This is a genomic window from Azospirillum sp. UFLA03-27 (assembly GCF_059803775.1).
Map to the genome: position 1 here is coordinate 1 of NZ_JAUQTX010000210.1, position 11974 is coordinate 11974.

The 11974-nt window shown below is 68.5% G+C and carries 8 protein-coding genes and 1 pseudogene; 7 read left to right on the plus strand and 2 right to left on the minus strand.

Annotation, left to right across the window (positions count from 1 at the left end; all coding sequences use genetic code 11):
- The 4 genes from Q4I23_RS24645 to Q4I23_RS24660 form a co-directional block, all read left to right on the plus strand.
- Nucleotides 1-1849: molybdopterin-containing oxidoreductase family protein (locus tag Q4I23_RS24645; protein WP_498527961.1), on the plus strand; the 1849-nt coding region annotated here is incomplete at its 5' end.
- Nucleotides 1850-2016: 167 nt separating this feature from the next.
- The gene (locus tag Q4I23_RS24650) at nucleotides 2017-3183 is read left to right on the plus strand and encodes an OpgC family protein (protein ID WP_498527962.1); all 1167 of its coding nucleotides are present in this window, start codon (nucleotides 2017-2019) and stop codon (nucleotides 3181-3183) included.
- Nucleotides 3180-3941, plus strand: coding sequence for an SGNH/GDSL hydrolase family protein (locus Q4I23_RS24655; protein ID WP_454016411.1), 762 nt, complete (start codon nucleotides 3180-3182; stop codon nucleotides 3939-3941). Before Q4I23_RS24650 ends, Q4I23_RS24655 begins: the two co-directional genes overlap by 4 nt.
- Nucleotides 3938-4753 (plus strand): SGNH/GDSL hydrolase family protein, encoded by an 816-nt coding sequence (locus tag Q4I23_RS24660; protein ID WP_498527963.1) that lies wholly within the window; start codon nucleotides 3938-3940, stop codon nucleotides 4751-4753. The genes Q4I23_RS24655 and Q4I23_RS24660 overlap by 4 nt, the downstream gene beginning before the upstream one ends.
- Nucleotides 4754-4781: 28 nt before the next feature.
- Here the strand turns inward: Q4I23_RS24660 and Q4I23_RS24665 are convergent, their stop codons facing one another.
- Together Q4I23_RS24665 and Q4I23_RS24670 are read right to left on the minus strand one after the other, a co-directional pair.
- A complete protein-coding gene (locus Q4I23_RS24665; RefSeq protein ID WP_498527964.1) occupies nucleotides 4782-5600 on the minus strand; it encodes a cytochrome c oxidase assembly protein in 819 nt (272 codons plus the stop codon).
- An 81-nt stretch (nucleotides 5601-5681) separates the two neighbouring features.
- Nucleotides 5682-6476, minus strand: a complete 795-nt coding sequence (locus tag Q4I23_RS24670) for an FCD domain-containing protein (RefSeq protein ID WP_188261667.1) — start codon at nucleotides 6474-6476, stop codon at nucleotides 5682-5684.
- Nucleotides 6477-6862: 386 nt separating this feature from the next.
- Here Q4I23_RS24670 and lldP point away from each other — a divergent pair, with 386 nt between their 5' ends.
- The 3 genes and pseudogenes from lldP to Q4I23_RS24685 all read left to right on the plus strand — a co-directional run.
- Nucleotides 6863-8551: an L-lactate permease gene (gene lldP / locus Q4I23_RS24675; RefSeq protein ID WP_454016408.1), complete on the plus strand. Its 1689-nt coding sequence runs from the start codon at nucleotides 6863-6865 to the stop codon at nucleotides 8549-8551.
- Nucleotides 8552-8916: 365 nt separating this feature from the next.
- On the plus strand, nucleotides 8917-11790 hold the full coding sequence (locus Q4I23_RS24680) for an FAD-binding and (Fe-S)-binding domain-containing protein (RefSeq protein ID WP_498527965.1): 2874 nt from the start codon (nucleotides 8917-8919) through the stop codon (nucleotides 11788-11790).
- 19 nt (nucleotides 11791-11809) lie between these two features.
- Nucleotides 11810-11974, plus strand: a pseudogene (locus Q4I23_RS24685) ((Fe-S)-binding protein); the annotation flags it as partial.

Here is an 11974-nt window from a genome sequence, read left to right on the forward strand (position 1 = left end):
CTCCTGGGACGAGGCGCTGGACATCGTCGCCGACCGGTTCCTGGAGGCCGAGCGCCGGCACGGGCCGGAGACGGTGTGGCCCTACTACTACGCGGGCACCATGGGGCTGGTGCAGCGCGACGGCATCAACCGGCTGCGCCACGCCCGGCGCTGGTCGGGCTTCTTCGCCACCATCTGCACCAACCCGGCCTGGGCCGGCTGGCTGGCCGGCGCCGGAAAGCTGGCCGGGGCCGACCCGCGCGAGATGGCCAAATCCGACCTCGTGGTGATCTGGGGAACCAACGCCGTCTCCACCCAGGTCAACGTGATGACCCACGCGGTCCGCGCCCGCAAGGAGCGCGGGGCGAAGATCGCCGTGGTCGACGTCTACCGCACCCCGACCATGGAGCAGGCGGACGTCCCCCTGCTGATCCGTCCGGGCAGCGACGGGGCGCTGGCCTGCGCGGTGATGCATGTGCTGTTCCGCGACGGGCTGGCCGACCGCGCCTATCTCGCCAGCCACGCCGACGACCCCGCCGGGCTGGAGGCGCATCTCGCCAGCCGGACGCCGGAGTGGGCCGAGTCCATCACCGGTCTGCCGGCGGCGGAGATCGAGGCCTTCGCCCGGCTGGTCGGGCAAACGCCGCGCAGCTATTTCCGGCTGGGCTACGGCTTCACCCGCTCGCGCAACGGGGCGGTGAACATGCATGCCGCCTCCTGCATCCCGGTGGTCAGCGGCGCCTGGAAGGTGGAGGGCGGCGGCGCCTTCCATTCCAACAGCGGCATCTACGGCTGGAACAAGACGCTGATCGAGGGGCTGGACCTGCGCGACTCGACCGTGCGCATGCTCGACCAGTCGCGGATCGGCCCGATCCTGGAGGGCGACCCGGAGGCGCTGGCCGGCGGCCCGCCGGTGACGGCTCTGCTGATCCAGAACACCAACCCGGTGACGGTCGCCCCCGATCAGGCCCGCGTGCGCCGGGGCTTCGCGCGCGACGACCTGTTCGTCTGCGTGCACGAGCAATTCATGACCGAGACGGCGCGCATGGCCGACATCGTGCTGCCCGCGACCATGTTCCTGGAGCACGACGACCTCTATCAGGCGGGCGGCAACCAGCACATCCTGCTCGGGCCCAAGCTGGTCGATCCGCCGGGCGAGTGCCGGCCCAACCACGCCGTCATCACGGAGCTGGCCCGGCGGCTGGGCAGCGACTCCCACCCCGGCTTCGCCATGACCGAGCGGGAGCTGATCGACGCCACGCTGCGCGCGTCCGGCCACGGCACGCTGGAGGCGCTGGAATCCCAGCGCTTCCTCGATGTGCAGCCGGACTTCGAGGACGCGCATTTCGTGAAGGGCTTCCGCTGGCCGGACGGCAAGTTCCGCCTGAAGCCGGACTGGCCCAAGGTGCCCTACGCCGCGCCGTCCACCTTCGGCCCGGTCGATGCCATGCCGGCCTTCCCCGACCATTGGGCGGTGACGGAGGAGGCGGACGAGGAGCACCCCTTCCGGCTGGTCACCGCGCCGGCCCGCAACTTCCTGAACAGCAGCTTCACCGAGACCCCGACCTCGGCGGGGCGGGAGCGCCGCCCGAGCCTGATGCTGCACCCCGACGACGCGGCGGCGCTGGGCATCGCGGAGGGCGACCGGGTGGAGGCCACGAATGGACGCGGCGCGGTGTTCCTGCACGCCCGGCTGTTCGACGGGGTGCGGCGGGGCGTGGTCATCGCCGAGTCTATCTGGCCCAACGCGGCGCACGAGGGCGGGCGCGGCATCAACAGCCTGACCGGCGCCGACCCGGTTGCGCCCTTCGGCGGCGCCGCCTTCCACGACAGCCATGTGCGGGTGCTCAAGGCCGACGCCGAAGCTTAAATTCGACTCCTCCCTCTTCTCGCCGGGGCCGGTAAAGCCCAAATGCGGCCGCTGTGGCCCTGTGCAGGACGCCGATTGCCAAGACCGGGGCGCCGTGCCACGGTGCACCGCACACGAAACCAGAGCGGGACAAGGCGGTGGCGTCGGGCGGGATACGCGATCTTCGATTGGACTTTTTCCGAGGGCTGGCCCTGTGGTTCATCTTCGTGGACCATATCCCGGGCAATCAGATCGCCTGGGTGACGATGCGCAACTTCGGCCTCAGCGATGCGACCGAGGTGTTCGTCTTCATTTCCGGCTACACATCGTCGCTGGTCTATTCACGGATACTGGACAAGCACGGCTGGCGGTTCGCAGCGGCCAAGGTGCTGGACCGCTGCTGGACGCTCTACATCGCCTATCTTTTCCTGTTCATCGCCTTCACGGCGCAGGTCGCCTACACCGCGCGGGTCTTCGACAACCCCCTGTTCACCGAGGAAATGGGCATCGCCGGTTTCTTCGCCGATCCCGCGGTGTCGCTGGTGCAGGCGCTGGCGCTCAAGTTCCGGCCGGCCAACCTGGACATCCTGCCGCTCTACATCGTGCTGCTGCTGTCCCTTCCGGTGGTGCTGCCGGTGCTGCGGCGCTGGCCGCTGGTCCTGCTGGCCGGGTCGGTCACGCTCTACACGGTGGCGCGCGTCCTGGACTGGAACCTGCCGACCTATCCGGACGGCGGCGTCTGGTTCTTCAACCCCTTCGCCTGGCAGCTCCTGTTCGTGCTGGGGGCCACCATGCAGCGGTTGCCCAGGGTGGCGGCCGCGCTGACGACGCGGCGGACGGCGCTGCTGTGGCTGGCGGGAGGGTATCTGTTCGCATCGTTGCTGCTGGTGATCTCCTGGCAGGTCGCGCCGATGGCCGCGCTGATGCCGGTGTGGCTGGCGGAGATCCTCTACCCGATCAGCAAGACCGACCTCGACCTGTTGCGGCTCGCGCATTTCTGCGCGCTGGCCTACGTCGTTCTTCAGATCGCGCGGTTCGACAGCACGTGGCTGCGCTGGCCGGCGCTGGCGCCGGTGATCCTGTGCGGGCGCCAGTCGCTTCAGGTCTTCTGCCTGGGCATCTTCCTGTCCTTCGCCGGCCAGACGGTGCTGAACCACTGGTCCGCCTCGCTTTTGGCCCAGTTTTCGGTCACACTCGCCGGAATCGCCGTGATGGTGGCCGCCGCGCGGGTGCTGACTTGGTATCAGTCCGTGGGACGGCCTCCACGCCAATCGGCATCCGCCCCGCCCGCGGCACCCGCCGCCCCATTGGTCCCTGACGCCCCAATGGCCCCAGCCAAGGACCCGAGCGCATGAAGCGCGCGACCGTCTTGACCCTGGCCGTCCTCGCGGGACTGACCGCCACCATCGACATGGGCGTCGCGAAGGCGGCGTCGGAGACGCCCAGCGATCCCTGCGCCGTTCCCGAAACCGTCTACACCATCGACGGCGCCCTGCCGCGCGCCTGGGAACGGCTGAAGCGCGGCGGCACGCTGCCCATCCTGGTGCTGAACTCGGCGGGTGCGCGACCCGACACCGCCTATCCGGCCCTGCTGGAAAAGGAGCTGGCGGCCCGGTTGCCCGATCGCAAGGTCAGCGTGACCGTGCGCAACGCGCCGGGGGCGACCGCGCAGGAGATGCTGCCCATCCTGAACCGGGAACTGGCCTCCTCCGCCGCCTCCCTGCTGGTCTGGCAGGTGGGGACGGCGGACGCCATGCGGAACATCGGGCCGGACAGCTTCGGAGAGGCTCTGGGCCACGGAATTGCGGCAGCCCAGGGGCGCGGCGCCGATGTGATCCTGATGGACATGCAGTACAGCCCCCAGACGACCCAGCTCATCACCTTCCAGCCCTACCTGGACTATGTGGAGTGGGTGTCGCAGAACAGCGACGTGGTCCATTTCCCCCGTTTCGAGATGATGCGGCATTGGTTCGAGGAGGGCCGCGTCGGCTTCGCCCCCGACTCCAAGGAGGAAAAGCTGCAGGCCTACCAGTTCGTTCACCGCTGCCTCGGCCGCATCCTGGCCGACACCGTGTCCACCATGATCGACCGCGCCGGGAGACCCGCTCCGTGACAGGCACGCCCGCCCCCCGGACCCGTGGCCGGAGGGCCGCCGTCCTCTCAGCCGCCCTGCTGTCCCTCGTCCCTTTCCTCGCCGGCTTGACGGCCAAGCCCGAGCCGGCAAGGGCCGCGGCCTGCGCCGTGTCCTTGCAAACCGCCGACCTTGCCGTTCCGCTGCCGCGCGGCGCGCGGGCGCTGGCCGCCGGCGGGCCGCTGCGCATCGTCGCCATCGGCTCCTCCTCCACCGCCGGGGCCGGAGCCAGCAAAGCGGAGCACAGCTATCCGGTGCGGCTCGCCGAGCATCTGGGCGCGCGTTACCCCGGGCTCACCCTGACCGTCCTCAACAAGGGCGCCAACGGGGAGACCGGACCCGACATGCTGAAGCGGTTCCAACGCGACGTGCTGGACGAAACGCCCGATCTGGTGATCTGGCAGGTTGCGGCCAACACCGTCCTGCGCGGCGACGATCCCGACGCGGCGGAACAGGTGATCCGCAGCGGCGTGCGGACGCTGAAGGGCGCCGGTCTGGACGTCGTGCTGATGGACCTGCAATACGCCCCGGCCATGCTGGCGAAGCCCCGGCACGAGGAGATGGAGGCCCGCATCGCCCGCGTCGCGGCGGAGGAAGGGGGCGGCCTGTTCCACCGCTACGCGGTGATGCGCCAGTGGGTGGAAACCCGGCAGGCCGCCATGCACGATCTGGTGGGACCGGACGGCATCCATCAGAACGACTTCGGCTACGACTGCGTGGCCCGCACGCTGGCCGCCTCGCTGCACGACGCCCTCAGCCTGCGAACCGCGGGGTCGGTGTCCGCGCGTCCGTGAGGGTTGCGGCGGCAACGGCAGCGTCACGTCAGGTGCGCTGCCGCTCGGGCACCATCAGCCAGCGCGCCAGGGCGTAGAGGTTGACCGCCACATAGACCGCCGCCCCGACCACCCCCATGATGAGGCCGCCGAGTTGCTGGTCGGCCAGGGCGGACAGGCCCCAGGGCGCCGTCGTGTCCAGATGGTAGACGAACAGCGGCTGCGGGGCGAAGATCAGCAGCGCCGCCAGGATGGCAAGATGGACCGAGGTGCCGAAGGCCGACAGCAAGCCCCTCCCCCGCATCGCCGGACCGTCCGGGGCCAGCACCGTCCGCCACGCGGCAACCGCGCCGACGAGCAGGCTGGCGTGCATGCCCCACAGCACCGCCTCGAAGCGCAGAGCCGCCATGTAGGGTCCCGGCAGGTGCCACACCCAGAGGAACAGCCCGAACAGCCCCCAGGCGATCTCCGGAACGGCCAGGGGTGATGCCAGGGTCCGCGCCCAGTTGGGCCAGCGCACCGCGCCCATCGGCCAGGACAGGACCAGCAGGGGCGCCGCCACCTGGATGGTCAGGAGATGCTGGACCACCCGCGCCGAGAACAAGGCGGAGGTCAGGTTGCACAGCGGCGACACGAAGGCGGCGAACAGCACCAGCCACCCGGCGGCGAAGCACCAAGGCTGGTGCCGCTCCATGCCCGCCCCATGCCGCTTTGCCAGTGCCGCGTATCCCACGGCGGCCAGGGCGAAGACGGACAGCAGGACCGGGTCGCCGTTCCAGGCGCTCCAGAACCCCTCCGGCACCGGCGGGGCACCGCAATAGGGAACGACGGACGGCAGCGTTTCGTCAAGTGGCGTTGCGGTGGGCACGGCTGGACCTCCCTTGGCCTACAGCCGTGTAAAACCGAGAATGACCCTCGGGTTCCCGAATGACGGACGACCGGACGGGACTCAGGTCCGTTCGGCGGTTTCGATCAGGTCGGTGCGCCCGATGCGGCGCAGGGAGGCCTCGAGCCGCGTGTCGTCCTCGCGGATTTCCCGCAGGGTGTGCAGCGTGAACATCACGTGCGCCTCCGCCGCCGCATGGGCGGCCTCGGCATCGCCGGCCAGCACCGCGTCGACGATGGCCAGATGCTGGTCCAGCAGCAGATCACGCACGCCGGGCCGGGTGTAGAGCCGATCGCGGTTGTAGAACACGTCGTTGCGCAGCATCTCCGATAGCGCGCCCATGATGTGCAACATCACCGTGTTGTGCGCCGCCTCGTAGAAGGCGAGGTGAAGCTGTGCGTCCACATCGGCCTCTTCCGACGGATCATCCTTCCCATGTGCGTCGCGCATGCGCTGGGCCAGGGCGCGGATCGCCTTGCGGTCGAGGTCGGTCGCCCGCTGCGCGGCCAGCTTGGCGGCGGCGGCCTCGATGGAGCTGCGGAACTCCAGATAATGGAAGGGCGCGTCCGGATCGGATTGCAGCAGCGCCGCCAGCGGGGCGGCGATGGGCGCCAGGAACTGTGCGATGTGCGTGCCGTTGCGCCCGGAGACGAGCAGCCCGCGCTCCTCCAGCTTCTCCAAGGCATCGCGCAGCGACGGGCGCGAGACGTCCAGCTTGAGCGCCAGGTCCCGTTCCGGCAGCAGCTTCTCCCCCGGACGCAGCACGCCCTCCCGGATCAGCGTCTCCAGATGATCCGCGATGGCGTCCGCCAATTTGGCCGGCTTTATCATTCCCTTGCCCTGCCCCTTGCCCTGCATCCGCAGAAATCCCGCCTTATCCAGAAGGTTAGATATCGTCATGGCTTTCGCGCGTCCAGCCCTGCCGAGATCCATGACACCGTTTACCGGCGGCTCCACCATCGAATGGGTCTAGTGGTAATACCACGGGCAAGAAAAAGTCCCTCGCTACGCTGACGGTAAATTGAATTTTCCCTATTGCCAACCATTGCGACCCAATGTATCCGTTCTGAGCCTTTGGTCATAAGTTTTGACCGGAGCCCAACCCAAGAAAAAACTGATCTCCACGACCGATCGGCCGTGGAATGACAGGCGGCGCGCGTCCGGATAAGACGCGCGGGTCCGGGCTCCACTCACGGTCGCAGGCCAAAGCGCAGAACCGAGAATCTGCGGCATAGGTAGGAAACATGCAGCCCTGGACACAAGTCTACGATCCCGCGGGTAACCTTTGGCTTTCGGCACTTGTGGCCGCGTTGCCGATCATCTTCTTCTTCATCGCGCTGACCGTTCTGCGCATGAAGGGCCACATCGCGGGCACCATCACCGTCGCCATCTCGCTGGCCGTCGCCATCCTGTTCTACAAGATGCCGGTCGGCATGGCGCTGGCGTCCGCCGGATACGGCTTCCTTTACGGCCTGTGGCCCATCGCCTGGATCATCGTTGCCGCCGTGTTCCTCTACAAGATCACGGTCAAGACCGGCCAGTTCGAGATCATCCGCTCGTCGGTGGTGTCGATCACCGAGGACCAGCGGCTTCAGATGCTGATGGTCGGCTTCTCCTTCGGCGCCTTCCTGGAAGGGGCTGCGGGCTTCGGCGCGCCGGTCGCCATCACCGCGGCGCTGCTGGTCGGGCTGGGCTTCAACCCGCTCTACGCCGCCGGTCTCTGCCTGATCGCCAACACCGCCCCGGTGGCCTTCGGCGCCATGGGCATTCCGATCATCGTCGCCGGTCAGGTCACCTCGCTCGACCCGTTCAAGATCGGCGCCATGGCCGGCCGCCAGCTACCGCTGCTGTCCGTCTTCGTGCCCTTCTGGATCATCATGATCATGGACGGCTGGAAGGGTGTGCGCGAGACCTGGCCCGCCATCCTGGTCGCCGGCGGCACCTTCGCCGTCACCCAGTACTTCACCGCCAACTTCATCGGGCCGGAGCTGCCGGACATCACCTCCGCCCTGGTCAGCCTCGTCAGCATCACCGTCTTCCTGAAGTTCTGGAAGCCGAAGGCGATCTTCCGCTTCGCCAATTCCCCGCTGGCGTCGGGTCCGGTGCCGCAGTCGGTCGGCGCCATGGCGTCGAGCGAGTTCAACGCCCAGCGCGGCTACAGCGCGGGTGAGATCGCCAAGGCCTGGTCGCCCTTCCTGATCCTGACCGTGGTCGTCACGATCTGGAGCCTGAAGCCCTTCAAGGCCCTGTTCGCCAAGGGCGGCGCGCTCGCCGACACGGTGCTGTACTTCCCGATCGCCGGGCTGGACAAGCTGGTGCTGAAGGCCGCCCCGATCGTCGCCTCGCCGAAGCCCATCGACGCCGTCTACAAGCTCGACCTGCTGGCGGCCACCGGCACGGCCATCCTGATCTCCGCGATCATCACGATGGTCATGCTGAAGATGCGCCCGGCCGACGGCGTGAAGACCTTCGTCGAGACGGTCAGCGAGCTGAAGCGCCCGATCTACTCGATCGGCATGGTCCTGGCCTTCGCCTTCATCGCCAACTACTCGGGCCTGTCCTCGACCCTGGCGCTGCTGCTGGCCGGCACGGGCTTCCTGTTCCCGTTCTTCTCGCCGATCCTGGGCTGGCTGGGCGTGTTCCTGACCGGCTCCGACACGTCGAGCAACGCGCTGTTCTGCGGCCTGCAGGCCACCACGGCGCAGCAGGTGGGCGTGTCCGACGTGCTGATGGTCGCGGCCAACACGACCGGCGGCGTCACCGGCAAGATGATCTCCCCTCAGTCGATCGCCGTGGCCTGCGCCGCGGTGGGTCTGGTCGGCCGCGAGTCCGAGCTGTTCCGCTTCACCGTGAAGCACAGCCTGTTCTTCGTCGCGATCATCGGCGTCATCACCATGATCCAGGCCTACATCCTGCCCTGGATGATCCCGTAAAGCGTCGACGTCCGAACCCCCTTCTCCTCCCCCCGGGGAGAAGGGGCGTCATCCACTGCCGAGCTTTAATCCCTACGGCGCCGCTCGGCCTTCCATCCGGTCGGGTGGCGCCGCTTTCTTTGTGCGCCGTATTTCTTATGCATTGCAGCATCACAGCGCTGCGTTTGGTCAATTCATTTTACCATTGCGGCCACCCAGCAAATCGATTATCCCCAGCAAATCTATTATCCGACCTACTGACTGTGGCACACAACAAGCCGTCCGTCTGACGGGCGGAAACAAACGTCGCCCCAGCACCCGCAACCCGGACCGGCGATCACGGAGGAGTCGTCGCGCGGTCCCAGATCCGGAGGCCCCGAGAACCGATGCTGCCCGCGCCCTATGACCGCCTGCATGCGGCCCTCCGGGAGTTCATGCCGGACGAACGCCTCGTCACCGACCCGCTGCGCACGCTGGCCTACGGGACCGACGGCAGCTTCTACCGCCTGATCCCGAAGATCGTCGCCATCGTCGAGGCCGAGGGCGAGGTGGTGCGGCTGCTCAACCTCTGCCGGGAGCTGAAGACGCCGGTGACCTTCCGCGCCGCCGGCACCAGCCTGTCAGGCCAGGCGGTCACCGATTCCGTCCTGGTCCTGCTGGGCGACAGCTGGCGCGGCTGCACCATCCCGCCGGGTGCCGCGACGGTGACCCTCCAGCCCGGCGTCATCGGGGCGGAAGCGAACCGCAAGCTGGCCCCCTTCGGGCGCAAGATCGGTCCGGACCCGGCCTCCATCGCCACCGCCAAGATCGGCGGCATCGCGGCCAACAACGCCAGCGGCATGTGCTGCGGCACCGCCCAGAACAGTTACCGCACACTGGCCTCCATGCGGCTGGTGCTGGCCGACGGCACGCTGCTGGACACCGGCGACGCCGCCAGCCGCGCCGCCTTCGCCGTCAGCCACGGCGCCCTGCTGTCCGGCCTGTCCGATCTGGCCGCCCGCACCCGCGCCGACGAGAAGCTGGCGGAGCGCATCCGCAACAAGTTCCGCATCAAGAACACCACCGGCTACAGCCTGAACGCCCTGGTGGACTTCGAGGAACCCGTCGAGATCCTCCAGCACCTGATGATCGGATCGGAGGGCACGCTCGGCTTCCTGTCCGAGATCACCTACAACACGGTGCCGGAGCACGCCCACAAGGCGAACGCGCTGCTGATGTACCCCGACATCGGGGAAGCCTGCCGCGCCGTCGCGCTGATGAAGCCGACTCCGGTTTCGGCGGTGGAGCTGATGGACCGCGCCTCGCTGCGCTCGGTCGAGGGCAAGCCGGGCATGCCGGACTTCATCGGAGGGCTGGGGCCGGACGCCTCCGCCCTGCTCGTGGAGATCCGCGGCGAGGATGCGGCGGCGCTGGACGCCAACATCGCCGCGGTCAGCGCGGTGATCGCCCAGACCCAGACCCTGTTCGAGCCGACCTTCACCACCGACGCCAAGCTGGGCGAAAGCTACTGGAAGATCCGCAAGGGCCTGTTCCCGGCGGTCGGCGCCATGCGCAAGGTCGGCACCACGGTCATCATCGAGGACGTGGCCTACCCGCTCGACCGGCTGGCCGAGGCGACGGTCGAGCTTCAGGCCATGTTCCTGAAATTCGGCTACACCGAGGCGATCATCTTCGGCCACGCGCTGGAAGGGAACCTGCACTTCGTCTTCACCCAGGCCTTCGACACCGACGAGGAGGTGGACCGCTACCGCCGCTTCATGGACGCGGTGTGCGATCAGGTGGTGCGCAAGTACGACGGCTCGCTGAAGGCGGAGCACGGCACGGGCCGCAACATGGCGCCCTTCGTGGAGATGGAGTGGGGTCCGCAGGCCTATGGCCTGATGAAGGAGATCAAGGCGCTGCTCGACCCGCAGGGCCTGCTGAACCCCGGCGTCATCCTGAACGACGACCCCGAGGCGCATCTCAAGAACCTGAAGGCGATGCCCGCCGCCCACCCGCTGGTGGACACCTGCATCGAGTGCGGCTTCTGCGAGCCGACCTGCCCGTCGCACAAGATGACGCTCTCCCCCCGCCAGCGCATCGTCGGCTGGCGCGAGATTTCGCGTCTTGAGGCCACGGGCGCGGACGCGGCGCGGCTCGGCGCCCTGCACGAGGCTTACGACTACCAGGGCATCGACACCTGCGCGGCCTGCGGCCTCTGTTCCACCGCCTGCCCGGTGGGGATCGAGACCGGGCTGCTCATCAAGGCGATCCGCGGCGACCGTCGCGGGGCGGTGGCCCAGGGCGTGGGCCGCTACGTCGCCGGCCACACCGCCGGGGCGCTGAGCGTCGCCCGCGCCGGTCTGAAGCTCGCCGATCTGGCCAAGCGGACGCTCGGCGACGGCACGGCCAATTCGCTGTTCGAGGGGCTGCGCACCGTCACCCGCCAGCGCCTGCCGCACCTGCCACGCGCCCTGCCGACCCCGACCAACTTCACGCCGCTGGCCCAGGCCAAGGCGTCCGCCGACGCGCCGACGGTGGTCTATGTGCCGAGCTGCACCAGCCGCAGCATGGGTCCCGCCGCCAACGATCCGGAGAAGACCCCGCTGCCGGTGAAGGTGGAGGCGCTGTTCCAGAAGGCCGGCTACCGCGTAGCCTATCCGGAGCAGCTGTCCTCGCTGTGCTGCGGCATGCCGCTGGAGAGCAAGGGCCTCGCCGCCCAGGCCGACGCCAAGGCGGAGGAAATGGTCCGCGCCATCTGGGCGGCCAGCGCCAACGGCACGGCCCCGGTGGTCCTCGACACCAGCCCTTGCTCTTTCCGGCTGAAGAAGCATCTGAAGGACGCCGGGCTCCAGGTCCTGGATCTGGTCGAGTTCATCCACGACCATCTGCTGGACCGGCTGACCTTCACCAAGCAGACGGAGCCGGTGGTGCTGCACCTGACCTGCTCCACCCGCCGCATGGGCCTGGACGCCAAGATGAAGGCGGTGGCCGCCGCCTGCGCCACCCAGGTGGTGGTGCCGGAGGACGTCGGCTGCTGCGGCTTCGCCGGCGACAAGGGCTTCACCACGCCGGAGCTGAACGCCCACGCCCTGCGCCACCTGTCCAAGGACATCCCCGCCGGGGCCAAGGCCGGCTATTCGAACAGCCGGACCTGCGAAATCGGCCTGTCCGACCACTCCGGCTTGCCGTACCGTTCCATCGTCTATCTGGTCGATGCCTGCTCGACGCCGAAGGCTCCCGCCACGGCTTCCGCGCGCGCGTCGGAACCCGCGTTCTGAGGCGGGAGGGAGGAAAATCATGAGCCACGACGGCACCACAAGCCGGCCCGAGATCGAACGGCCTGAAAGCGTCTATTTCTTCGGCACCTGTCTGGTCGACCTGTTCTACCCCGAAGCCGGCATGGCCGGCATGGAACTGCTGAAGGCGCAGGGCGTCCGCGTCGTCTTCCCGCAGGGGCAGAGC

Bases quoted from the DNA above. Each gene is read 5' to 3' on its own strand.
- Q4I23_RS24655 (WP_454016411.1), top strand. From the start codon at position 3,180: ATGAAGCGCGCGACCGTCTTGACCCTGGCCGTCCTCGCGGGACTGACC.
- Q4I23_RS24670 (WP_188261667.1), bottom strand. From the start codon at position 6,476: ATGCAGGGCAAGGGGCAGGGCAAGGGAATGATAAAGCCGGCCAAATTG.
- lldP (WP_454016408.1), top strand. From the start codon at position 6,863: ATGCAGCCCTGGACACAAGTCTACGATCCCGCGGGTAACCTTTGGCTT.
- Q4I23_RS24680 (WP_498527965.1), top strand. From the start codon at position 8,917: ATGCTGCCCGCGCCCTATGACCGCCTGCATGCGGCCCTCCGGGAGTTC.